This window comes from Singulisphaera sp. GP187 (genome assembly GCF_900129635.1).
Classification (GTDB): Bacteria; Planctomycetota; Planctomycetia; order Isosphaerales; family Isosphaeraceae; genus Singulisphaera.
The window spans coordinates 1,131,847-1,156,416 of record NZ_FSRB01000002.1 but is presented as its reverse complement, the minus strand read 5'-3'; the positions used below and the strand labels follow the sequence as shown (position 1 = coordinate 1,156,416).

19 protein-coding genes are annotated in these 24,570 nt (G+C 64.5%); 6 read left to right on the top strand and 13 right to left on the bottom strand.

Translation table 11 applies throughout. The annotated features are described in order from the left end of the window. The first annotated feature begins 488 nt into the window (after nt 1–488). Entirely contained in the window at nt 489–2,447 is a 1,959-nt protein-coding gene (locus tag BUS42_RS29030; protein ID WP_254053858.1) for a sulfatase, read from the top strand. 797 nt (nt 2,448–3,244) lie between these two features. Here BUS42_RS29030 and BUS42_RS29025 read toward each other — a convergent pair. After that, nucleotides 3,245–4,078, bottom strand: a complete 834-nt coding sequence (locus BUS42_RS29025; RefSeq protein ID WP_074315452.1) for an NAD(P)H-binding protein — start codon at nt 4,076–4,078, stop codon at nt 3,245–3,247. 74 nt (nt 4,079–4,152) lie between these two features. On the opposite strand from BUS42_RS29025, the gene BUS42_RS29020 reads away from it, so the two are divergent. Continuing rightward, a complete protein-coding gene (locus BUS42_RS29020; protein WP_074312871.1) occupies nt 4,153–4,773 on the top strand; it encodes a TetR/AcrR family transcriptional regulator in 621 nt (206 codons plus the stop codon). On the opposite strand, the gene BUS42_RS29015 is transcribed toward BUS42_RS29020, so the two are convergent. Next, nucleotides 4,770–5,984 carry a glycosyltransferase gene (locus tag BUS42_RS29015; RefSeq protein WP_083670754.1) on the bottom strand — a complete coding sequence of 405 codons (1,215 nt, stop codon included), beginning with the start codon at nt 5,982–5,984 and terminating at the stop codon, nt 4,770–4,772. The two genes, BUS42_RS29020 and BUS42_RS29015, sit on opposite strands and share 4 nt — an antisense overlap. Nucleotides 5,985–6,112: 128 nt before the next feature. On the opposite strand from BUS42_RS29015, the gene queA reads away from it, so the two are divergent. Together queA and rnhA are read left to right on the top strand one after the other, a co-directional pair. Continuing rightward, nucleotides 6,113–7,141 carry a tRNA preQ1(34) S-adenosylmethionine ribosyltransferase-isomerase QueA gene (gene queA, locus BUS42_RS29010; protein ID WP_074312870.1) on the top strand — a complete coding sequence of 343 codons (1,029 nt, stop codon included), beginning with the start codon at nt 6,113–6,115 and terminating at the stop codon, nt 7,139–7,141. A 139-nt stretch (nt 7,142–7,280) separates the two neighbouring features. Next, nucleotides 7,281–7,769, top strand: a complete 489-nt coding sequence (gene rnhA, locus BUS42_RS29005) for a ribonuclease HI (protein ID WP_074312869.1) — start codon at nt 7,281–7,283, stop codon at nt 7,767–7,769. An 89-nt stretch (nt 7,770–7,858) separates the two neighbouring features. On the opposite strand, the gene BUS42_RS29000 is transcribed toward rnhA, so the two are convergent. Then, a complete protein-coding gene (locus tag BUS42_RS29000) occupies nt 7,859–9,388 on the bottom strand; it encodes a hypothetical protein (protein ID WP_074312868.1) in 1,530 nt (509 codons plus the stop codon). 413 nt (nt 9,389–9,801) lie between these two features. Between BUS42_RS29000 and BUS42_RS28995 the strand changes: the two genes are divergently transcribed. Beyond that, nucleotides 9,802–10,830 carry a zinc ribbon domain-containing protein gene (locus tag BUS42_RS28995; protein WP_074312867.1) on the top strand — a complete coding sequence of 343 codons (1,029 nt, stop codon included), beginning with the start codon at nt 9,802–9,804 and terminating at the stop codon, nt 10,828–10,830. Nucleotides 10,831–11,099: 269 nt separating this feature from the next. Here the strand turns inward: BUS42_RS28995 and BUS42_RS28990 are convergent, their stop codons facing one another. Next, nucleotides 11,100–11,282: a hypothetical protein gene (locus BUS42_RS28990; RefSeq protein ID WP_074312866.1), complete on the bottom strand. Its 183-nt coding sequence runs from the start codon at nt 11,280–11,282 to the stop codon at nt 11,100–11,102. 273 nt (nt 11,283–11,555) lie between these two features. Between BUS42_RS28990 and BUS42_RS28985 the strand changes: the two genes are divergently transcribed. Next, entirely contained in the window at nt 11,556–13,493 is a 1,938-nt protein-coding gene (locus BUS42_RS28985; protein WP_254053857.1) for a hypothetical protein, read from the top strand. 1 nt (nt 13,494) lies between these two features. Here BUS42_RS28985 and BUS42_RS28980 read toward each other — a convergent pair whose 3' ends face one another. The 9 genes from BUS42_RS28980 to BUS42_RS28940 all read right to left on the bottom strand — a co-directional run bounded on the left by BUS42_RS28980 (nt 13,495) and on the right by BUS42_RS28940 (nt 24,177). Then, nucleotides 13,495–14,226: a YHS domain-containing protein gene (locus BUS42_RS28980; RefSeq protein ID WP_074312864.1), complete on the bottom strand. Its 732-nt coding sequence runs from the start codon at nt 14,224–14,226 to the stop codon at nt 13,495–13,497. Between the two features lie 49 nt (nt 14,227–14,275). After that, nucleotides 14,276–15,685, bottom strand: a complete 1,410-nt coding sequence (locus BUS42_RS28975; RefSeq protein WP_074312862.1) for a sigma-54-dependent transcriptional regulator — start codon at nt 15,683–15,685, stop codon at nt 14,276–14,278. A gap of 82 nt (nt 15,686–15,767) precedes the next feature. Continuing rightward, nucleotides 15,768–17,396, bottom strand: coding sequence for a sensor histidine kinase (locus BUS42_RS28970; RefSeq protein ID WP_074312860.1), 1,629 nt, complete (start codon nt 17,394–17,396; stop codon nt 15,768–15,770). Nucleotides 17,397–17,574: 178 nt separating this feature from the next. Beyond that, nucleotides 17,575–19,050, bottom strand: a complete 1,476-nt coding sequence (locus BUS42_RS28965) for a M48 family metallopeptidase (protein ID WP_074312858.1) — start codon at nt 19,048–19,050, stop codon at nt 17,575–17,577. Between the two features lie 426 nt (nt 19,051–19,476). Then, a complete protein-coding gene (locus BUS42_RS28960) occupies nt 19,477–20,166 on the bottom strand; it encodes a hypothetical protein (protein WP_074312856.1) in 690 nt (229 codons plus the stop codon). A gap of 189 nt (nt 20,167–20,355) precedes the next feature. Continuing rightward, nucleotides 20,356–21,060, bottom strand: coding sequence for a DUF1326 domain-containing protein (locus BUS42_RS28955; protein WP_074312854.1), 705 nt, complete (start codon nt 21,058–21,060; stop codon nt 20,356–20,358). A gap of 97 nt (nt 21,061–21,157) precedes the next feature. Then, nucleotides 21,158–21,991, bottom strand: a complete 834-nt coding sequence (locus tag BUS42_RS28950) for an OmpA/MotB family protein (RefSeq protein WP_074312852.1) — start codon at nt 21,989–21,991, stop codon at nt 21,158–21,160. 117 nt (nt 21,992–22,108) lie between these two features. Beyond that, on the bottom strand, nt 22,109–23,644 hold the full coding sequence (locus BUS42_RS28945) for a helix-turn-helix domain-containing protein (protein ID WP_074312850.1): 1,536 nt from the start codon (nt 23,642–23,644) through the stop codon (nt 22,109–22,111). A 119-nt stretch (nt 23,645–23,763) separates the two neighbouring features. Further along, nucleotides 23,764–24,177, bottom strand: coding sequence for a hypothetical protein (locus BUS42_RS28940; RefSeq protein ID WP_074312848.1), 414 nt, complete (start codon nt 24,175–24,177; stop codon nt 23,764–23,766). Nucleotides 24,178–24,570 lie beyond the last annotated feature (393 nt).

The window sequence follows — 24,570 nt, the reverse complement described above, 5'->3', positions numbered from 1 at the left end:
GTTCCACCGCCCCAAGGCTTCGATCCGCCCGGACGCCTTGACCAAAGCGGGGGGATTCTAGCGAAGAGTCTCATTCATGGGAATGCGAGGCCCCAAAAAAGAAAAGGACCACGGCCGAGACGCGAAGCCAGACGGCAATCTGACTGGACAGAATTCGAGGTTTCCGTTCAACTCCCGGCGAACCGTTTTGAAGCCTCGAAAGGTCGGACGGAGAGGGCAAGGTCGATATGGCAGAGCGAACGAATCGCGCCAGTGTTCCCGGCGAGACCCGCGATCCGGCGGACGATCACTCCCAGCCGGTCGACACAAGCCCATCCTCTCATGATCATTCGAGCCGAGACCGGGACCAACACCGTCCCAGCTCCACGTTCCGTCAAAGGCTCGGCGGCGGAACGGCTCAGCTCAAGCGAGAAACCGCCGCGGCGGGTCCCGCTTCTCATGCTCCGGCAAGCGGCCTGCCTGGTGTCTTCCCCTTAGTGGGGGCAACTTTGGCCGTAGGTGCCGCGGCGGGCTTCCTCGAGTTGGCGCTCGTCTTCGGGCAGTTCCACGGGCTGCATCAGGTGCGCTGGAGCAGCCTGATGATTAGCCGGCATGCCGCCTGGATGATCCCGGTCGCCGAGACCCTTCTCATCGCGGCCTGGACCTTGGGGCTGGTCGCGCCGGTGCTGGGCCTGACGGCTTGGCTCGCGTCGAAGGGGCAGGGGCAGAGGCAAGGGGAGCGGGCCATCGCCTGGGCCTGGACCTGGGCGGGCTTGGTCCTGGGGACGTTGCTCCTGCTCGGGCCGCTCCTCACTCTCCCCGGGCTCCACCCGGTCGCGGTCGTCATCCTGGCGGTTGGCATTGGCTATCGAATTCGAGGCTGGCTGGTGCGGCCGACCGCGGCCTGGAACCGCGGCTCGTGCTGGGCGGGCGGCCTCGTGGTCGTCATGCTCCCCACTTATGCCTTCGTGCAGGAGAGCCGAGTCGCCGCCGCGCCCGCGCGTGCTTGGTCTCGGCCCGCCCCGGGGGCGGGAGCAGGGGCCCCCAACTTGCTCTGGATCGTGATGGACACGGTTCGCGCCGACCACTTGAGCCTCTACGGCTACGGGCGACGGACGACCCCCGAGTTGGAGGCGTTGGCGAAGGAGGGAATCACCTTCGACATGGCCCGCTCGGCCGCCCCTTGGACCTTGCCATCGCATATGACCATGTTCACGGGTCTCTGGCCCTACCAGCATGGCGCACGGGTCGACCGCCCCTATTTCGGCCCGTCCCCGATGCTGGCCGAGCACCTGAGCGCGAATGGCTACACCACCGCCGGCATCGTGGCCAATGTCCGGGTCTGCAACGCCGGATACGGGTTCGGACGCGGGTTCGACTCCTATGTCGACTATCCCCGGAACCAGACGATCGACCTGAACGAAACGATCTGCAACTCGACCCTCGGCGCCTTCACCATGAACCTGATGCGTCGGGCGCGATTACCGGTCCCCGGCGTCTCGCCCTTCTTCGTTCACCGCCCCGCGCGTGAAATTGTCAGCGACGCACGGCAATGGCTCGACCAAGTCCAGAGCCGAAACCAAAAGGCCGACGACGCTCCGCGCCCCTTCTTCCTGTTCCTGAACTTCATGGACGTCCACGGCCCCTATCTCCCTTCGCCGAACTCCCGCCGAGAGTTCTGGAACGGGCCCGTCCCCAAGCAATCGCTGGCCTCGCCCAACGGGGGTTGGCTCGCGGTCAGGGCACGCGACTCCGCCACGCCCGAGCAACGGCCCCAGCGTCAGCAAGAACTCGACACCGTCACCCAGCGGCTCGTCGATCTTTACGACGAATGCCTCCACGGCCTCGATGCCGAACTCGGCCGCTTCCTCCGAGACCTCCGCACAGCGGGTATGCTCGACAATACCTGGGTGGTCGTCACGGGCGACCATGGCGAACACCTCGGCGAGCACGGCCATTTCGGCCATGGGTCCAGCCTCTACAACGAGCTAACCCATGTTCCTCTCCTGCTCATTCCGCCCCTGGCAACGGCCGCAACGGATCGCGCGGGCACTCCACCGCTGCGTGACCGGAGGATTGGAGTTCCCGTCGCCCATCGCGACTTGCCGCGAACCTTCGGAGACTTGCTCCTCCCCAAGGTCAAGAACCCCTTCCCCGGACGCAGCCTCGCCCGCCACTGGGACTCGTCCGACCCCCAACGTCCCGACCCAATCCTCTCCCAACTGGAGAAACAGCCTCTGGACGGACAGGAGGTCGACACCGAGCGGGTGGTCACGATGGACTCCGTGATCGATGAGGATCACGTTTTCATTGAGAACAGCATCAACACGCCTGAACTCTACCAACTGTTTCAGGATCCGAAACAAGATCGGAACCTCGCGGACCACGTGGCCGAGAGCCCACGGCAAGTCAGGCTCAAACGCACCCTGGAGTCGCTCCGCCGCATCCCCGCGGTGACGGCGCCCTAAGCCATTGATCTCGGTTTTCTTTGATTTTCTGATGGGTGACCGCAGCGATACAAAGGCCGCTGGGTGCCACAGGTTGTACTCAACCCGTGAGCGATCGCCCGGGTTTTTGGCTCACGGGTTGAGTACAACCCGTGGCACCCAAGGCTTGCACATCATTCAAGACAAAGGAAGACCAGGCCACCTGTTTAGCCTTATCGAAGGCGATTCCAAGGGGGGCCGTGCCCACCATTTTTGACTGCTCGCTCCCACGAAGACAAAGAGCCGATGCTCCCCGCTCGCCTGCCTGTTGGCCTTCGATTGAGCACCGACCCGGATCCAGCAGGAAAGCCTCCCGACGCCCGCGACGGAGATTCGTGGAGCAGCCGAATCCACGCCACGAGCGCCGGGAGAGCGACGTCGGTCGCACGCTTGGTAACTTCTCGACAGGTGGATCGGCTCCAGAGTGTCGTGTGTTTCGTCAATTAACCCGAACCGAACCTGAGCGACATCTCCCCCATGCCGGGCCGTAGCCACTGATGGGATCTCCCCTAGAGTCGGGTTCACGACGAATTCGGCGACAAGCAAGTCGCCACAATCTGACATCGCGGTCCATATCCTGCAGCAATCGATCATACGTCAGCGTATCACCTCGGCCGTTTCAACCGAGGAAGCCGCACCACGAAAATCACACCGCCGTACGAAAAGGAGGCTAAAAAATGATTTTCATGACTTCAAATTCAGTGATCACAAAATAACATCAGCGTTCTTTCCGGACTCAACTTGACTTTTGCGGTCAAGCTTCCAAGGTCAACCGTCCCTCACCACGCCGTGGCATTTGCAACGACGAATGCCTCAAACGTGCCGAGCGGACGACCGAGCAGCTGAGACACGGTGGCGTCAGGGGTGGCGCACCAGCCCTGTCGGGTCAGTGCATAGAACCGCAGGACCCGTTCGACGTGGGCCGGGCTCAGCCCGCGAAGGCCCAGGAGCCGCTGCGCGGACTCCTCGTCCAGGGGAACGTACCGGATCTCCCGACCCACCTGACGAGAGACGAGTGCCGCAACCTCGTCGTGACCGAGCGCACGGGGACCGCTCACGTCGAGCCCCTGGCCTGACAGGGACGGGTCGATCAGCGCCCGTACCAGCACCGCCGCGACATCGTCAGCGTCGACGTAGGCAACCTTGGCGTCGCCCAAGGGGAGACTCAACGTGCTCCTGGTCGCGATCTCCGTACTGAGCGGCGGCAGCGCAAGCATCTGCATGAAAAAATTCGGGCGAACGTGCGTCCAACCCAGGCCGGATCGTTCGACCAACGTCTCCACATTGTGCAGCGAGAACTCGACGCGCCGCTCGGCGCCAAGGGCCGAGAGCACCACAACCCGAGCCACGCCGTGCCGGACCATCGCCTCGACGAACGGCTCCGCGTGGAGATGAGCCTCCTCATCGCCCGGCCGGGAAATCAGCATGACCGTGCTCACATCCGCCAACGCCGGGGCATAGGTCGACGGCTCGAGCAAGTCGAAACGCACGTCGCCAGGCCCCCCGTTCCGCCGCGACGCCCCCTTGACGGCATGGCCGAGGCCCTTCATCGTTGCCAGGACGCGGCGGCCAACCGTTCCGCTGGCGCCCAGGATCAAGTACCGTTCGGACATCGTCACCATCCTCCAACCTTCCTCACAGAGAGACACTAATAGTCACGGCAACGTTACCGTTACTATAGGCCGCCATGAATCAGAAGGCAAATCAACGTGAAGCGACGAAGCAGGCGTTTCTGACGGCCTTGGAGGCTGAGTTGGTCTCGGGGAAGCCGTTGACGGTGGAGGCGATTGCCGGGCGGGCCGGGGCCAACAAGGCGCTGATTTATCGTTATTTTGGCGGCCTTTCGGGGCTCATCACCGCCTATGCGGCCGACGAGACGTTCATGCCGAGTGCGGCCGAGCTGCTCTTGCTCTGCGACGACGACCTCAGGGCGTTGCCGCCGCGGGTTCGCTTCTCTCAGTGCGTGCAGGCCTGCGTCGTGGCTCTGGCGAAGCGGCCCGCCACGGTGCAAATTCTGCTGCGGCTTTCGACCTTTGATCCCGAGACCCTCGCCGCGCTGCGTTCGGGCCGGCTGCGCGGGATCGCGGACATCCGCCGGGCGTTCGGCGATTCGGACTCCGGCCTCGGCTTCGATTCCGACCTCGCGTTCAACTTGCTCGTCGCGGGCATCTGCCAGATTCTGGGAGCGCGTCGTCTGAACTGGCTCCAGGAGGAGACCGACGATTCCGAACTGGTTGCATCCTTGTCCCGGACCATCGCGGGCCTGCTCGTTCCGCCCTCGGCCGGGGATCACGAAGCGAACGACTAATCGCTCAGCAACGTTGGGGCCGCCTCGCAATCGCCCGAGTCGGGTGCGCCGGCCGTAAAGCCGAGGATTCCACCCCAGAGCCGCTCGTAAGCCTGCACCACGCGTTGGGTCGAATAGGCGGTTTCGACCCGGGTACGGCCCGCTTCGCCGTAGCGGCGGAGGCGGTCGGGGTCGGTGCCCGCGTCGAGCAGCGCCTGGCCGAGCTGGTCGGAATCGCCCGCGGGAACGAGCCAGCCGGTCTGGCCGGGGATCACGAGTTCACGGCTCCCCTCGACGGCCGTCGCGACGACCGCGCGGCGGGCTGCCATGGCTTCGAGGACCACGTTGGGCATCCCTTCCCAGAGCGACGCGAGAACGAGGAAGTCGGCCGCCTTGAGGAGTGCGGGGACATCGTTGCGTCTGCCGAGCCAGTGGACCCGGTCCGCAAGGATCCGGCTCGCGGCCGCTCGCTGGTGGAGCGGGTCTCGCTCCGGGCCATCACCCACGATCACGAGGTGCCAGTTCGGCTGGGCGGCGATGACCCGTTCGGCGGCGTCGAGCAGAAAAGAAAGCCCTTTTTGCACGTCCAGGCGGCCGACCGAGAGCATGAGCCGGGCATCGGCCGGAACGCCGAGCGACTCACGCGAGCAGGCAATCGCGGAGTCGTAGGGCCGGGGATCAATGCCGTTGGGGATCACCGCCAGCCGCGCGGGGTCGGCCCGGCCGACGTCGCGGAGATGCTCGAAAACCCCTTGCGAGACGCAGACCGACCCCAGGGACAGGGCCGACGTCCAGCGTTCGAGGTTCAGGTGCCAGCGTTTCTGATGCTCGGCCACCCGAATGCCGCCGACCACCCAAGGGGACCCCACCAGGGTCGCCGCGAACCGTGAGGCGATGTTCGCATGGAACAAGAAGCTCTGCACGAGCCATGGTGAGCGAGCGCCCAGCGCCCTGGCCAACCGGCGGACCGCTGGAATGGGTCGCCTGCGATCGACGTCGAGACATTCGGTCTCGACTCCCGCCGCGCGGAGCGGTTCGACCAGGGCTCCCTCGGCCCCGAGCGCGATCACCGAGGGCTGCCAGCGTCCGCGGTCCAGCCCCGTCGCCAGGGCGACCAAGGCCCGCTCGGCCCCGCCGACGTCGAGGTCGGTGATCACCAACGTGATCGGGACGGGCCGGACCGGCCAGGGCTGGCGTTCGGCCGTCTCAAGTCGTCGGGCGAGAGTTTGCACGGGTCGGTACAATCGAGACTAGGGGCCTGAGGTTTTCCAAAAGCGGCGAGCGAAACCGTTCCACGTCGAGTGGGGAGTCCCCGAGGTCGTTAGATTGTGCCCGTTCAGGATGGTCAGGAGGAAGAGGTTTGCAGACCTCGGAATTTGATTTCACGCTCCCCGGTGAGTTGATTGCCCAGCACCCGGTCGAACCACGGGACCAATCGCGGCTGATGGTCATCCGTCGGAACGAGCAGCGCTGGGAGCATCGGACGTTCGCCGAGCTTCCTGATTTACTCGAAGCCAGCGATATTCTCGTCCGAAACAACACGCGAGTCGTCCCGGCCCGCCTGATCGGCCTCCGCGAGGCCACCGGCGGCCGCTGGGAGGGTCTCTTCCTGCGGGCATTGCCGGAGGGGACCTGGGAGATCCTGGCCACCACCCGCGGTCGCCCCGTCGAAGGCGAGCGGGTGGTCGTCGGCGACGGACTCAAGCTGACGCTGGAAGCGCGGGGCGAAGCAGGGCGTTGGATCGTGCGCCCGGAGTCCGACGAAGCGGCCCATGACCTCCTGGGCCGGCACGGCCAGATCCCACTCCCCCCTTATATTCGCAAAGGGCGTGAAGACCCTGGCGATCGACTCCGATACCAAACCCTTTATGCGAGCGCTCCCGGAGCGGTCGCCGCGCCCACCGCGGGCCTCCATTTCACGGACGACGTCTTCCGCCGACTGGCCGAGCGCGGCATCGCCAGCGTCGACGCCACGCTCCACGTCGGCCTGGGGACGTTCCGGCCGATCGAGGTCGAGCGGATCGACGAGCACCGACTCCACGCGGAGTGGGCCGAGCTCGGCGTACTTGAAGCCACCGTTTTGAACAAGCACAAGAGCCAAGGGGGACGGATCGTGGCCGTCGGCACGACCTCGGCCCGGATCCTGGAAACCAGCTCGACCACGGGAACGATCCGACCGTTCTCGGGGGAGACTGCGCTCTATCTGCGGCCCGGCCATGTGTTTCAAGGGCTCGACGCGCTGCTGACCAACTTCCACCTGCCTCGAAGCAGTCTGCTCGTGCTGGTGGCGGCGCTGGCCGGGGTCGACCTGGTCCGCGCGGCCTATGCCGAGGCGATCCGGGAACGCTATCGGTTCTACAGTTATGGCGATGCCATGCTAATTCTCTAATTCCAAGGGCCGATCGCTCCCTCGCGTGAAACCGACCGGGTGCCATTGCCCAAGTTTCCCGACGCGATAAGATCGTCGCTGATCGCCGCGCGGGGCGATCGTCGAGAGGCCGCAAAGAGACGAAGACAAGGACAGGCTTATGGCGACGGATTCAACGGCGGCTCCTGATATTGTGCGGCTCTTCACCGACGGTGCGTGCAGCGGAAACCCCGGCCCCGGGGGCTGGGCCTACATCCTCAAGCATCCGGCCAGCGGCCAGACCATGGACGCCTCGGGGGCTGAGCCGACGACCACGAACAACCGGATGGAGCTGACCGGAGCGATCGAAGGCCTGGCCACGCTCCGCCGCCCCTGCCGCGTCGAGTTGATCACCGACAGCCAGTACGTGGCCAAGGGGATCGCCGAGTGGATGCCGAAATGGAAGTCGCAGGGATGGCAGCGCAAAGAAGGAGGACGTTTGAAGCCGGTCATGAACGTGGACCTCTGGCAGCGGATCGACGTCCTCCTCACCCGCCACAAGGTGCGCGTGACCCACGTCCTCGGTCACAACGGCCACCCTGAGAACGAAGCGTGCGACCGGATGGCGGTGGCCGCATACAAGGCGCTCAAGGCCGACATGCGGGGCTAAATCCAATCCCAGAAGCCCGGCGCTCTTGAAGCCAGCAAGAGGCCGGGCCCCGGCCATCCCTTCGGTTCCTCCGGAAGCCGGAGTTCGGATCAACCGACCATGCTTCCGACCGCCTCACGGGCCCGTTTCATCAAGGGACTCTCCTCGGTCTTCGCGCCCGGGAGATTGAACATCATGGCGGCTGCCAGTGGTGCCCGCCATTTCGGATCGCTCGCCAGCTCGCACTCTTCCCAGGAGGCCGCGCCGAACTTGTAGTCGTGGCTATCACGCCCCTTGTGGAAGATCATCCGCCGCGCCGCCGCGAAGATCAGATCGGTCGAGCCCCCTTGCTCGAGATAGGCCACGGTCTTGCCGGCCGCCTTGCCACGGCCCTCGGCCCCTTCATTGATCGTCTCGAAGATCTCGGCGACCGCGTCGTCCCCCTTGGCGACCTCGTGTTTCAACGACGACAGGTCATCGATCGTCGGACCGCCCTTGGGCTTGATCCGGCCGCGGTACAGCGGCTGCCAGCCGACGCCCTGGAGCAGCGCCAGACGCCGGGTCGTGTCATCGCCGCTGGCTCCGTAGATGTAGTGCAGGGCGTTCGCCGAAGTCACGGCGTGGATGGCGAGAATCCCCGGACTACGCATCAGGATCTCGCTGCCGGAGAGCACGACGGCATCCCAGAGCGAGCTGGCCGCGACCCCTTGGTTGAGGAGCTTGACCGCTTCGGCCGAAGCCTCTTCGGGCGTCGCCTGACGCATGACTTCCAGGAGCGACCGGGTCGCGCCGGGGTCGGGCTTGCCGGCTTGCCAGTCGTCACGCACCTTGCCTGCGTTCTCGAGATTGGCCTCGTAAGGGCCGACGGCCACGGGCCGGGAGTCGCCATTGAGGTAGAGCAGGCCGAAGACGAGGGAGCGGAGGACCGGTTCGGCGTGCTGCCAGCCGATCGCCTGCAGGGTCCGCCAGCTCTGCGCGGCGAAGATCGGCTTGTGGCCGATGTCGCGTTGATCGCGGACGGCCATCCGCCAGATCGGCTCCATGGTCTCGGCGGCCCCCGCGCTCCGGGAGAGGGCGGCGACGGCCGTGTCGGCGGCCTCGGGGTCCCAGGCCTCCATGGCCCGGATGAACTCGGCTTTCGCCTTGCCGGGCTTCGGCAGCCGGGCCTCGTCGACCTTGCCGAGAGTCCAGTCCCCTTCCTGGATGTCCTTTGCCTGGGACTTCTTGAAGGTGTCGAGCGCCCAGAGCAAGGGGAGCAGCCGGTCCGAGGCCGCCGCGGTCTGCCCCAGCAGGTGAGCTGAGTTCATGACCATGACCGCATGGAACTTAAAACCGACCGGATGCGGTTTAATATTACGAATACCCGCCAGAAAGAGGCCGGCCAACAGGTCGCGGTAGGAGAGTCCGTCCTTGAGATGCGCGACGGCCACTTCCAGCGCTCGATCGTGAGGCGTCTCCTCGATCCAGCGCACCACGGGCTCGATTTCCGGCCGAAACTGAACCGCGTCGGGCCCGACCTTCAATTCGTCCGCGCGGGCGGACTGGAGCGCACCCAGCCCGATCCCACTCCCCAGGCCCACTCCCAGTCCCAACGCCGAGGCCGACTGCAAGAACTGACGTCGCCTTAGATTCCCATCCATCGCAGGCTCCCTTCCATCCTCAAGTTGCCCGGCCCTTCTGGCCACGGCCTCCGCACGCCACCGCCAGGCGCAGGAGAGATCGAAGGCCGCCCTCGCCATTACAATGCGTCAACGACTCCAATGATATCCCGTACTTCTTGTCTTCCCGAAATCCCGTGCTCCTGGGGCACAACCCATTTCAATGTCCACTATGGTGACACCCATCACCATTGTCACGACATGACCTTTGCATTCCAAATGAGTCTGATACAATTTGATGCGGCGATCGGCCGACTTCTCTCCAATGGTCAGCCGTACGGCCCGGTTCGATCCGTTCCGTTCCACCGGCCAACCGAACCGGGATCCGGCCTCTCCTCGAGAGGCTCACTCATGTTTCCTTAACATTTCGATTTCGATTGGAGGGCGAGTCTCTCATGGCACTCCAAGTGACCTGCCGCGATTGCGGGCACGTGAACCAGGTGGATCTCGCTCGGGCAGGGCGGAAATATCTCTGTGGCGGATGTGGAATCATGGGTTCGCTGCCCGCGTCATCGGGTTCCCCCAGCGAGTCGGCCGAGGGATCCGTCGTGAGGTTTCATTGCCCGTCGTGCGGGCGCAAGTACGCAACGAACGCCGAGTTAGCGGGCAAGAAGATCCGTTGCAAAGGTTGCGGGGCCGGAGTGCGAGTGCCCGGAGCCGGGACCGGAACCGGGGCCGACACGTCACACTCCGCGATGAAAGCCGCCGGGAGCAGTTCCCAGGCGATCGCCTCGCAGCGGTCGGACACGGACCCCATGCCGGCGTCGCCCCACGCCGAGGATGACACCTTGTCGTTGCTCGACGACCTCGCCGCGCTCGAGGGCGGGAAAGGGCGCAAGCGAACGGAAGCAGTCCTGCCGTCGCGATCCGAGGCCATGGAGCAAGTTCGCCAGAAGGTCGCCGAGCAGGAAGCCGCCGAAGCCCTCAAGAAGGAGGCGAAGGCCAAGCGGATGCGAAAGAAAAAGAAGGGATCAAGCTACTTCGATCCCAAGGACACCCTGATTCTCGCGGGCGGTGTGACCGGGTTCGTCGCCGTGCTCGCCTTCCTCTCGTGGGGCTACCCCGACCTCCGGTTTCCGGTCGGAGGGTTCATGTGCGTCCTCGGGTTCATCGTCTACCTGCTGGGCGCCGCCTCGATCAAGCAGATCGTGGCCGAGGAGGGGTTCCATCACGTGGTCCTGTTTCGCTTCTTCCCGCCTTATCAGTGGTACTTCGTCGCCACGCGCTGGTCGGAAACGAAGGATTTCGTCGCTTTCTTTGCCGCCGGACTCATCATCCTCGGGATCGGCGGGGCCGTCCTCAAAACCTCACCGATCGGCAAGAAAGCGGAAGCCTCGGAACGCGCCTATCAAAAAGTCCACCAAGGGAGCGATCCAGACACTCCCCCGGCCGTCTCGGGAGCCGTGGTTGAGGAAGACAAGTGAGACAACTCAACGCGGTCGTCGCCACGGGATGACCGCGTCAACCGCCCGCCACCCGGCAACGTAAGGCACGTCAAACAAGCGTCAGCAAAACGTCAGCGAAGCGTCAACGATCAACACCCGCGCGATCGCCATGTATAACGACACCCGCCCTGGAGTGCGAAGGGGCGAAAGTTCAGGCGGGTGGCCCATCCCGGCCGATTCAGGGCTTTGCAGATTGGGCACGGCCCGCCCGTTTTCGTCCTCGACAGGTGACCTTCCGATGTAGGCGCCTACTTGCCCCGCTGCATCTCACGCAATTCTTTCTTGAGCGGAACGAGTGACGACGGTTCCACCAAGCGCTGTTCCTCGAGCAGGTCCACGAGAATCTCAACCTCATGGATCAGTCGATCGAGCCGATGCGTATTGCGCTCAACGGTGGTCTGGGTGGATTGTTGCGTTCCTTGAGTCGCCATCGGAATTCCCCCCTCGATTTGGGACATGCAGCGTTGGTGAAGGCCGACCGATTGGCATCACCACGGGGGGGGGAATCATCAGGACGGTTCTATTATAAGCACCCACCGCTTCAGTTCAAGCAAGCGTTCGTTCGAGGCTTCGCCGCGGCCAACCCACGGACCACCAATAATCTTTTGGCAATTTGATTGGTGCGTTGACTACTCTCTATCGTAGCGTCCCCATGGTTTGGGGAACGACCAGGCACCTCGTTTCACCCCCTCTAGGGAGGTCCCATGCACCGGATTTCGGCTCTTGTGATCGCTTGCTTATTCACCCTGATCGGCGGATCGGGCGCGCGGCCGATCCTGGCCGCACTCGCTGAGGCAGACGCGGACGCGGACGCGCCGGACGTCGCCGGCGCATGGAAGCTTGTGATCATGCAATTTGGCGAAGACGAGTTCGCGATCTTCGACGTCAAAGCGACCGACGGGAATCTTGCCGGCGCGGTCACCAGCGCCCAATCGATGCTTGGACCGATCAAGAAGGCCGAGGGAACGGTCAAGGGCGATCAGATCACGATCCGGTTTCCCGAAGCGGGCGAGCCGTTGGTCTTCGACGGCGTCCTGGACAAAGCCCGAACGAAAGGGTTAGGCAACATCCAGTTCCGCGGGCGAGGCTATCCCGGTCGGATCGAGAAGACCGAGGCCAAGAAAGTGGCCAATCTGGCGAACTCACCGATTCGCCAGAAGGTCGCCCAGGTCCAGGAGGTGAAAGACCCCAAGGAACGGACGGCCAAGGTTCTCGAGTTGATCAAGGAGAACGCCGGCCACCCGGCGAACGCCGCGGCCTACGAGTTGCTCCTGAGCGGGGCCGATGCCGCCGGCCTCGGGCCGGATGAGGTCCGCGCCCAGGTGGAGAAGTGGAGCGACGAGGCCAAGCCCTATGGGGCCGAGTGGACGGGCGAGGTCCAGTCGCGTGCCCTCAAAGCCCTGCAAGGCAAGAAGGACTACGCTGCGCTCGCCACGGAGTTGGGCCAGGCCGCGGTCAAAGCGCTGCCGGCCGACGCTTCCCTGGAGCTCCGGGGCAATCTCGTGGCCTTGCTCGCCCGCTCGGCTCGACTCGCCGGCAAGGAGGAGATCGCCGCGGAGGCGGAGAGCCGTATCAAGGAAATCGACACCAAGCTCGACGCCGAGTACCACGAAAAAGTGCCCCCGTTCAAGCCCGAGACCTATGCGGGCCGCCCGGATGGCAAGGGGACCCGCGTCGTCCTCATGGAGATCTTCACAGGCGCCGAGTGCCCGCCTTGCGTTGCGGCCGACGTCGCGTTCGATGCCCTGCTCAAGACCTACAAACCGTCCGAGTTCATCGGCTTGCAGCACCACCTGCACATCCCCGGCCCCGACCCCCTGACCAGCCCCGACACCATCGCCCGACAGACCTATTACGGTACGGAGGTACGCGGCACACCCTCAACCTTCTTCAATGGCAAGAGCCAAAGCGGCGGTGGCGGCTCGATGGCGGGCGCCGAGGGCAAATACAAAGACTACCGCAAGGTGATCGAGCCGGCGCTCGACGCGGAGAAGCGGTGCGAGATCAAGCTCACCGCCACCCGCGCCGGCGATGAGATCAAAATCGACGCCCAGGCCACATGCACACCCGCCGCGCCCAAGGCCGATGGCGCCGATGACAAGGACAAAGACGCCGCCAAAGAACCCAAGCCGAAGCTCCGCCTGGTTCTGGTCGAGGAGTCAGTCCGATACCCGGGGGCAACAGGCTACGGTTCCATCACAACGTCGTCCGCGCCTTCCCGGGCGGGGTCGAGGGCAAGCCCCTCGAACAGGGAAAAGCGGCGATTGAGACGACCGTCAATCTCGCCGAGCTCCGCAAGAGCCAGGAGGCTTACCTCGAAGCGTATCCCAGCAGCCCCCGCGGTCGCGCCTTCGCGCACCCGCTGCCGCCCCTCGATCTCGACGACCTGGCCGTGGTGGCCCTGGTGCAAGACGACGCCGACCATAATATCTGGCACGCCGTGCAAGTCCCGGTCAAAGCCGAGACGCCCTGAGCGTTCGGACGAGGGGCGACTGTCAAACGCGTGGGCCAGCGCTGACGGTCGCCCTTTTGGGGCCGCAATAACAAATTCAGATTTCATCTTGTCTTGTACCCAGGGACTTGCGTCCCTGGGTAGAAATGGTCACCTCTTCAAGGCGACAAAAGTCGACTCATCGTCCTGAGTCACTTCGCCTCTTTGGCCTTCTCACGCTCGCGTTCGGCGGCCTCGGCCAGCACGGCTTCCGGGTTTTCCTTGAAGAGGTCGCGGCAGCCGGAGCAGCAGACGTGGTAGGTTTTGCCTTGATAGGAAACGGTCATCGTTCCCCGCCCCTCGGTGACGATGCAGATCGGACCGGACTCACCCGCGGCGAAGGCGACACCGTCGCGGGTGTACCCCACTTCGCCGAGTTGATAGAACATCCGGTTGACCGGGTCCTGCCCCTCCAGCTTCATCAAGAGACGCGTCTCGTGGAGCGGCGTGAGGGTGATGCGGCGGACCCCGTCACCGGCGCCATCGGCAGTCAGGACGAGTGCTTTCTTGCCGTTGTCCGCCCCTTGGTAGGTCCGTGAGGACCCGTCGGCCAGGGTGGCGGCGAGGGTATACGTCTTCGGCTTGGGACCAGGGTGGAGCACGACCGACTTGAGGTATTTGCCCTTGTCGATCGTGGCTTCGAGCGCCGCGTCGTCGGCGCTAAGCTTCCAGGCCCAGGACGCCTCTTCACGCCAGGCCCCTTTGATCTTCCCACGCTCGGGCTGACCCGAGCCGCGCCACTTGCCCACGAGCGAACCGTAGGGTTTCAGGGCCGCCTGAGCGTCGCGGCGGCCGCCGGGGGGCGCCTCGGCGCTCCCGACGGAACCGAGACAGATGGCCGGCAGCAAGGCGCCGAGGATTTTGAGGAGCGAGGTGGTGCGCATCGAGTTTTCATCCACTCGCGCGCCGGCCCGGGTCGCCTTGGTTGCGCGCTCAGGTTTGCTGAAGTTGATTGATCTTATTGTAGAGGGTCTTGAGGCTAATGCCTAGCTCCTTGGAGGCCGCCGGCTTATTGCCGTTGTGCTTCTCCAGAATGACCTGGATGTACTTCATCTCGATGTCCCGAAGCGTGGGCGACCCGTCGGGAATCTGGAAATGAGGGCCGGCGACCGCCGAGGCTGAGGCCGACGACGCCATGGTGGACAACGAGCGCCGCGAGGGGACCTGGGTCGGCAGATGCTCAGGATAGATCGGGCCGCCGCCCGAGAGGATCGTGGCCCGCTCGATCGCGTTGGCCAGCTCGCGGATGTTGCCCGGCCAATCGTGCGTCTGGAGCGCGGCGATGGCTTCGGGGGTCAGTGCCGTGTCGAGGTCGGCCCGGCGCGACCCATATCGCATGAGCATATGGCGTGCGAGCGCGGGGATGTCCCCTTTGCGTTCGCGGAGCGGGGGCAGGTGAATCTCGAACGTGTTGACCCGGAAGAACAGGTCCTCGCGGAACTGTTCCGCTTCGATCATCTCGCGGAGGTCGCGATTGGTCGCGCACAGGACGCGAACGTCGACCCGGAACGGGTCGTTCTCGCCGACCCGGCGGATCTCGCCCGACTCCAGGAACCGGAGCAGCTTGACCTGAACGCTCTTATCGAGCTCGCCGACCTCGTCGAGGAAGAGGGTGCCGCCGTTGGCGACCTCGAAGAGCCCCTTGCGATGGGTGTCCGCGCCGGTGAACGACCCCTTGCGGTGGCCGAACAGTTCGCTTTCCACCAGGTTCTCGGGCAAAGCCCCGCAGTTGACCGGGATGAAGCTGTGCGTAGCGCGCTTGCTCTTGTCGTGCAGGCTGCGAGCGATCAGCTCTTTGCCCGTGCCGGTCTCGCCCAGGATCATCACGCTGGCGTCGGTCGGCGCGATCGTGTCGATCAGGCGGCGGACCGAGAGCATCGACGGGGTCTCGCCGATCAGGGTCGGCGACCCCTCCGCGCTCTTCAGGCGGGTCTCGAGCGCGGCCGCCTTGTTGGTCAGGTCGCGGCGTTCGCTGACCCGGCTCAGGATCACCTCGAGCTCGGCCCACTTGCAGGGCTTGGTCAGGTAGTCGAACGCCCCCAGCCGCAACGCCTGGACGGCGGTATCGACGGTGGCGTGCCCGGTCAGAATGATGACCTGGGTGTCGGGATTGAGCTGACGAATCTTGCCGAGGACCTCGATGCCGGTCATGCCGGGCATCCGCAGGTCGAGCAGCGCGGCGTCGTACGAGCCCTTCTCCAAGGCCCGCAAGGCCGAGGCCCCGTCGGGGCAGACGGTCACTTCATGGCCGAGGCGCGGAAGCTCCATCTGCATCAGGTCGCGCAGGTGAGCCTCGTCGTCGGCGAACAAGATTCTGAGGCCACCCTGGTGGGACTTCTCCATGAGACAGGTCTCCTCCGTGAGACTCAACCGAATCGGGGAGAGTTCCCCACCTTCGTGTCAGAATATTATCAAATCTCGGGCGTCAGGCCGCGCGATGATTCTTGGAAGCCATCGCCGACTCGGGAGGGGTGTCATCGGCCGGGCGAATCGGCAACCGGACCATGAACGTGGCGCCCGCCCCTTCACCGGGGCTGGTCGCCATGATCTCCCCTTGGTGCTGGCTGACGATCCGATGCGTGATCGACAGGCCCAGCCCCGTCCCTTTGCCCACCTTACGTTTCGTGAAGAAGGGCTCAAAAATGTTCTCGAGCACTTCCGGCGACATTCCGCAGCCATCGTCGGCGAACACCAATTCCGCCATCCCTTCGGCGTGACGCATCTCGATCCGAAGGGTGCCTTCCGGCTCCATCGAATCGAGCGCGTTGACCACCAGGTTCAGGACGACCTGCTTGATCTCCTGGCTGTCCACGTGGGCCATGACGGCCTCACGCGGCTGAAAGACGATCCGTTTCCCGCGATACTTGCCCATATGACGGATCATCTCGACCACCCCTTGGATGAGGCCGGCCATGTCGGTCCGTTCCCGCTGAATCTCCGCGCAGCGCGCGAAGTCGAGCAGTTTCTCGGTGATGTTCTTACAGCGGAACGCCTCTTCCTGGATCATTCGCAAGTAATTGCGGACGACCTTGGCGTCAGCGCCCTCGTGGGCGTCGAGCATTGGCCCCAGGCGGTTCTCGAGCGCCTCGGAGCAGAATGCGATCGATGCCAACGGATTGTTGATTTCGTGGGCCACCCCCGCGGCCAGGAACCCGACCCCCGCCAGTTGTTCCGATCGAACGAGCTGACGGCTTCGCTCATGCACCTGGCGTTCGAGATCGGCATAGGTCACGCTCAACCGCGCGGTCATGTCGTTGAACGCCTCGGCCAGGGCCTGCATCTCGTCGCCGGTCTTGAGGTCGATCTTATAGTCGAAGCCACCCCGCGCCACGCGACGGACCCCCCGTTGCAAGAGCCGGACCGGGTACAAGACCCAGCGGTGAAACAGGGCGGAGAGTCCGCAGAGCATCCCCATCACGGTCAGGGCCGAGGTCCAGACGATGACCCGACTGGTCTGATACTGGTTCTTCGACATCGTGAGGACCGCGTAAAAATCGCGGTGGAGGATGTCCGGAAGTTCCATCACCCGATGGTTCAGCCGCGCGATCGTCTGGCTGAGCCTGAGCGGGTCCTGAGAACCGGCCACGGCGATCGGCTGAGCCTCGGGGTGACGGGCCAGGTAGGTCGTCGTCCCGGGCAGGCTCGGTTCGATCGGCGGGCCTTGGTTCAGCTCGTTCAGGATCGCCGTCAGGTCGCTGTCAATCAGGAAGGCCAGCCCCAACTCGTCGCGGCCGTCGTCGGCGCGGTTGCCCTGGGTCGTATTCTTGCGAAGCCAAGTGTGATAGTCGAGCAACGCCTTCTGAGCTTTGTGAACCTTGGTTTCCAGCTCGAGCCGTTCGGCCGGCGTGTCGATGTCCCCCATGCTCTCGAGCGGAACGACGACTTGCAGCAGTTCCTTCGATGCCCCCAATTCGTGGAGTTGGTCGACCAGTTTCAGGTTGCTCGCGTGGAACGCGTGCAGGCCGAAGATCGACCCGCCCATGAGGGTGAGCATCATGCCGACGACCAAGGTCAAGCCAGCGATCAACTTGACTCGGATGGGCCACTGAGGCATGGCGACGACCTCCTTGTCGCGGGGCGGACACGTCCTTTGTCCGGGTCCGGAAGATGTCCGCGGACTATACCAAAGTCAGTCCAACCGACAAAGCCACATCGCCTGACTTTTCCTCAAGCCGGAGCCCCCATTCGCCGAGCAGCGCCCCGGCGTGGAGTCGGCCCGCCAGAACCGGCGTTCAACGCAAGTGTTCGACCGAGCCGGTCGCCAGCGCGATCAAGACGGCCGCGATCAACCCGAAGGCCACGATGACCCGAAGTCGCGAGACGCCCGACTGGAATCGGGTCACCGCCTCGGGCTTTCCCTCCAGCCCTTCGAGGAAAGCGATCCGTCGCGCGATGCTGCCGTGCCGCCAGGATCGGGTCTGGAACTCCATGCCGTTCAAGTTGGCGACGTTCGTCAGCGCGTTGGCGAAGATCCGGATCCCGACCGGGCAGAGTCCGGACGCCGACGCGGCTCGGCCCGGCAGCCGATCGAGGTCGTGGTGGGGCGGGCATTCGACCTGGTCGCACGAGACGGCTCGGCAGCCGAAGACGTCCGCCTGCCGCTCGAAACGACGCGAAACATGCCCGAACACCACGAGGAAGTAGAGACCCGCCGTGAGCAGGACCATCGCCGCCTGGATGATCGTGGCCAGGATCGGGTGCGCCTGGCCCCCCAGGACGTTCGAGAGCGCGAGCAAGGGGGGGTCGATCGCCTCGCCCAGCAATGCCAACACGCCCAGGCTCCCCAGGAAGAAGAAGCCAAAATAGAGTAGGTGGCGATGCGCGATGTGACCGATCTCGTGGCCGAAGACCGCGGCGATCTCGTGGTCGTTGAGGCAGTCGATCAGGGCATCGGTCAGGAGCACGTAGCGGAACCGGGGCAACGATCCCGTCACGCAGGCGTTGACGACCGATTGCCCGGTATCCCAGATCAAGATATCGGAGCAGCGGAAGCCAAGCCGCTGCGCCTGGTGTTCGAGGCGTTCGCGCAACGGCCCGTGGGGCAGGGGCCGGGTCGGCCAGGCCAGCCGGATGAAGACCGGCGAGAGGACCAGGACGAGCACGCCCATCAGGCAGACCTCGAGCGGCAACGCCCAGGCGCTGGCCGACAGCCCCGGCCATTGGCGACTCACCAGGTCTTGCCCGAGCGAGAACACGACCAGGACCGGCAGCACGAGGCCGAGGGTCTGCCGCGCCCGGAGCAGAACGTAACGGCCACGGCCGGTCGTCCGGGTCACTCCAAAACCGGCCCGCAGTTTCTTCTCGGCGGGATAAAGGCCCCACCAACTCACGAGTTGCATCAGGACGAACGGGAGCAGGATCAGGGCTTCCTCAACGACGGCCACGGAACCGGTTCCCAGCGCGGTCCGCACCACGCGAGGCCACTGCCACTGGTGAATGATCGCGCTGTAGCTGACCAGGATACCCATCTCGAGAATCCGAGCGCACCGCGAATACCCACGGCGCAGCGCTTGGCTTGCGTTCCCGGCACGCCCTACCCGACTCGAAACCCAGAGGCCGACCCCCATCGACGCCAGGGAGACCGACGCCACCAGGCCGAGCACGGCTGTGACCCGGCTCCCGAGCTCGGCCTGAGTCAGGGGATGGAACGGGCCTGCCGACTCGAGCCCAAAGGCCAGGAAAAGGGCGAACAGCAAGGGGAGCGGCATGCAACCTCGTCAAAAGCAAAAATAACAACAACCCGATACAGGCCAGGAAGCCTCTCGCAACTCGTTCCCACGGTCCCCCGCTATGCCTTACCCACAAGTGGGGGGTCTGGCCCGGTGTCCAGCGAGGGTCATCGGCGCAAGTGCTTGAGAGTCCTCCAGTTGTGGCATCCAGCTCGGGCCACAGCCCCCTTCCGTAACCTCCGGATTGCTAACGACTTACGACTTGTGGGTAAGGCATAGCGGAGGACCGTGGGAACGAGGATGATTCCTCACTCTCTGGCAGGTCGTTGAAAAAAAAAGGGATTGCGGACGATCCTGACCGCCGTCAGATTACCAATCATTTATAAGGTCATGACGGGCTCAGCGAAGCTTAACCAGGAACGTTCCGTCACAATCAACGCTTCGAATGCAAGGGAAGCCGGGCGCTCAGTTCGCCGCCACGCCGATCACGACGAGCTGAACCGGGAGCGGAGACGCCGCGGTTTCGCCCTTGGGAACGAGGTTCAGGGTCGAGACGACGCCCCAGGTGTTCTTTTCCTCGTCGTGGACGATTGAAGTCTCCCCCTTGGGTGCCGACTCAGGGGCCTCGAGCAACATCAAGATCGCGGGGTGGCTGGTCCCTGCCGACTCCGCACTCTCTTCGTGCAACGGCTTCTGCGCGAGGTCGCCGAGCGTCTTGTCCTTCGCCGCGGGCAAGAGCAGAGCGAAGTCGCGGAACGGGCTCGCGCCAAGGTGGTCGCCGTTCATGGGCTGAAGCCCATAACGCAGGGTGTACACCCCTTTGGAAATGGCCTGGTCGCGAAAGTCGCGCCCCTCCGCGGCGAATCGAAGCGCCCCGATCAGTTCCCCCGTCTTGAGGGTCGGAAACAGGATCGGTCCCTGAGGACCGCCCGGTTTGCCGGCGGCCGGAGTCGCCTTGCGGAACCAGATGTCGGCATACGGTTTCCCCTGGTCGTCGACGACCCGAATCCCCTCGGCGTTCAGCGCCTCTTTGATGGGTCCGGCCAATGCCGCGGGAGGTGCCTCCTTCAACGGCTCCAGCTTGAACAACTCCTGGGCCTGAACGCTGACGGGGAGCAGCAAACCGACCAGGGCGAGAACACGGTTCCAACGCATAAGGGGTCTCGATTCTCAAGCGTCTTGAGGAGTCGTCAGTGCGGCGGAATCCGCCGCCTTGTCCCACATGGGCTCATGCTGGATGCGTCATCAACGCGAAAACGCCGAGGGGAGGCCCGATGGTCGGATCGGGCCTCCCCTCGGCGCATCATGGGTCAACCGGATCGGCCGAGAACCTCGGCCTTGGGCTCAAAGCGTGAAACGGCCGACATAGCTGCTGCGGCAGTTCGGGTCGTCCCAGGTCGACTCCAGACCTTGCCCCTTGTACTGGTTGCCGAGGGTGTAGGCCGGCACGGCCACAACGCCCTTGGAGAGCGGAGTGTAGGCCACCACTTCGTTGCCGCAGAAGTGGTCGCCTTCGTCGAGCGGACGGGTGACGATCTGAGCCAGGTTGGCGGCCCAGAACGAGGCGCGAGGCGCGTGCGGCATGCCGTGCGCGGCTTGGGTCTCCGCCGCATCGGCCACCGAGTGTGCCTCGACCTTCAGGCTGATCCGCGCCGACTTGACAACGACCACGTTGGCCAGCCGCTTGCCGCCGAGTTCACGAGCCATGGCGATCAAGGCCTCGCGCTGACGCGGGTTGGCGTTGGCATCCACGATGATCACCGCGCTGGCCTGATCGGGCTTGTCTTCGGAGAGAGTCGTCGTCGCTTGCAGGGCCGCGGCGACGCTCAAGCCGTTGAGCTCAACCCCGTTGTACGCGCCTTCGGTCACCTTCCAGGCCATGATCGCCTGCTTGCCATAGATGAAAGCTTCGGCATTGGAGAAACAAGGGCCGGTGAAAACATCAGCCGTGCGGGCCTCGACGTAATCTCCCTGAATTCCGGCCGCGCCGGCCACGCTCACGCTAGAAACGACCAGGGCCCCGCAAAGGGTGCACAGAGCTTTGAACATGGTTCCTGCTCCAGGATCGCAAAAGGAAAGGTGGGGGCGGGTGGAACCCTCAAACCTTCAATACAAATTGGATTATGCGAGGGGATCGGAGTCGAAGTCAAGGGCCGGCGGCTGCGCCCGACGTCGGTGGCACGCCGAACAGGTGGATCTCGATCCGGCGATTTCGAGTCCGCGACGCGTCATCCGACTCATCCATCAAGGACTCGGCCGCCTCGAATCCGGCCACCTCGATCCGCGCGGGGTCGATCTGCGCTTCGACGGCGAGCCGGTCGCGGATCCGGGTCGCTCGATCCAGGCTCAGGTGCCCCGGCGCGGGGGCCTCGTCCTCTCGCAGGCTCGCCTGCCGCACCGACGAAGCTTCCGTGTGGCCGGCCACCAGCATCCGGACATCCTTGGCTCTCGAGTCTTGAAACGAGGCCGCAAGCGCTTGGAGCAATGGCTTGGCCGTCGGCTTGAGCTGGTCGCTCCCGGGCTCGAAGAGCGCATCGGACGACAAGGTCAAAACCCCCGTGAGCGGGTTGAACTCACAACCCGGCCGCCCCTTCGCGAACCCTTCGAAGCGTTGGATCAAGGAGGTTGAGACCGGGTTGGCCGAGACTTGCAGCAAGCCCTTGACCCGCGCATAGTCAGCGGCGAGCTGGTCGCGCTCGTCCTGGTAGGCCTGGACGGTCCCCCGCAGTTGGTTGACCTCGTCATCCCGAGCCAGGAGCCGCCGGGCGTCGTCATCGGCGCGCTGGGCGAGGTCGTTATGTTGCGAGCGCAGACTCAACAGGTTGTCGTTGAGTCGAGCCTTATCGGCCTCGAGGGTCTGGCTCAGCTTGTGGCAATCGTCGAGTCGCGACCGCGGGACGACAGAGCAACCGGTCAAAAGACCAGCCAGTCCGAAGGCCGCCAGCCGCGCTGATCGTGAGAGCCAAGAAGGCTCGACCATCCGTTCCGACTCCTTTCGGCACGACCGGTCCACCGAGAATCCCGCACACAAAAATCAGGCGGAGGAACCCGTTCGCACTCCGGCGAACGGGTCCTCAAGGGAAAAAAAGATCGCGGATCAGCTCGAGATCAAGCCGGCCAGGCTCTTAACGATCCCCGACGCGGGCGAGTTGCCCTGGAAATCGTAGAGGTTGCGCACCAGATCCATCGACACGAAGGCCAGGAAGAGCATGAACAGAGTGGCGACTCCGAGCATCGTGACCCAGAGGCCGCCCCACTCCGCCGAAGCTCCCGGCGCGGCCAAGACCGAAGGCGCGGTGGCCGCTCGGCCCGCCGAGGAAGGCGAGTCGCCCTCGCTCTCCACGTCCCAGGCGCTGGCCATCTCGCCCGAAGTCGCTTCCTCGAACCCGTCGTCGTCTTCCTCTTCGAGGAGGGCGGGGCCCATCGCGGTGGCCGCGTTCTGGTCGACGTCGTCCTCGTCGATCGCGAACACTTCGGAGCCGGTATCGGCTTCCTCGAGCTCGAAGTCGCTGGCCGCCTCGAGTTGAACGGTCTTGTCGTCCGCGTCGCCGTCCGAGGCCAACGCGTCGACCTCGAAATCGGTGTCGTCGAAGATGTCCTTCTCGCCCTTGCGGGCCGCGGGGGGCGGAGTCGCCGCCAATCCGGGCTTCTTGGTCGGCTTGGGCGGGGAAGGCATCGCCTTGATGTCATCGCCGCTCAAGGGAGCGAGCTCGATCGAACTCGCCCCGGCATTCAGACCCAGGCCGGGCGCCATCTGCAAGTTGATTCCCGAATCGCTCGGCCGCGACAGGTTGATCCCGGAGAACCCAGGGTCCGCGGCGGTCACATCCGAGTCGCCCGGTCGGAGCATCGGGGTCGACTCGAACTCGTCGCTCGGCTCCTCGAGCGCACTCAGTTCGAAGTCGCTTCCGGAGTCGGGCTGCAACGCATCGATCACGCTCGAGGGGGTCAGCTCGAAATCACTATCGGCCTCCTCCTCGTCGTGGATCGCCGGCACTTCCGCCGAGGAACCGAAGACTGGGCTCTTGCGGACGGCCGTGTCGTTCGGCGACGCCAGCGCCTGGTAGTCGGAGGTGTCGTCGGCGATCAGCGTCACGTCCGAGTCGCTCGGTGGCTTGAAGCTGGTGGGCGAGGCCAACCGGACGTCGGAGTCGCTCGGGCGTCCCCCCGGTTGATGCGCGTCGGGAATCAGGCGAACGTCGGAATCGCCCGGCAGTTTCCCGCCGCTGTTGTGCATCCCGATGATCACCGAGCTCGATGCGGACATCGGGTTCGGGGGAAGTGACAGGTCGTCGAGCAAAATATCATGATCGGAGTTGATGTCCGCCCCGGAGACATCCATCGTCGCCGGCCCCAGGTCGGGGTCCGCCACGCCGAGGTTGTATTCGGAGAGGTCGAAATCATCGCCCAGTTCGGCCTGGGTGACAGGCACATCCAGGTCGGAGAGCCGCAGTTCGGCATCGCTGCCGAGTCCTCGGCGCCGTGCCAACTCATCAACATCGACGACGCGAAACCGCCACGAACCACCATCAAGGAACGCGCGGACTTCACGCTGCTGCGCCTTACCCTGCAATTCCTCGGGACTCATTCCAAGGACGCGGGCGGCTTCTTCGAGGGTATAGAATTGAGCCATGGACGTGCTCCTCGCGGTCGGAGTCGGCCTCAAACGGCCGGTCGTATTCGGTTCGATTCGCGTTCCGAGATCGGCTGAGGAGGGATCGCGACGGCGAACACGCCCACGTTCCCTCGAAACTAACGCGCCGGGTGTCCCAAGGTCTTGATCATCGACTCGACCGAGGCGACATTCGGTTCCGCGTTGTTATACTCGCTCAGCTTCATATCCCACTGGTATTGCCGACAGCCCGCGAGCTGAACCGCTCCCTTTGGGTTCGAGGGATCGATCCGGTAGATCGCAAAGGCATGGGCCTTGGTATCAATCAAGTAAAGTAACTGCGATGTTCCGCCGTTGCTCGACGTCGAAAAGGCAATGGTGCCCGAAGCGTCGTTGCCGGCCGCTGCCGCCACCCGGGACCGTTCCGCACCAGGCAGGCCCTCTGCCAAGGCTGAAGGCCCCCGTACATTGCCGAACCCTCCCATAACAGCCAGGCCCAACAACAACCCCGGTACGCCGTAACGCACCACGCCACTCCAGCCACGCAAAGCCATTGCCGTCTCCTCCTTGAACCGCCCGGGATTGTGTCGCCGGTCCTCGGAGACACATACGATAAAGCTACACCCGAGCCCCGCCATTTTTGGGAATGGCGGGACGGAAATTATTGGTCACGAGGCTACCGGCTTTTACCGGTCTTGTCCAGTTTACCACATCCGACGAAGGAAATGAGCAAGAGACTCAAGTCGGGGTGGGTGAACTTGTCCGGAATCACCGGGATGGGCATTTCTACACTGCTAATTTTACCCGTTTCACCTATTGCTGCAAGGCCAGAGCGGCTGAGGACCGAGCTCCCTCAAGGGCTTCTCGAGAGCCGCCGGGCCGGCTCGGCGCCCAAGAATCGGACGCCGGAGTGCGAACCAAGGGCGGTCGCAGCCACGGGATCCGTC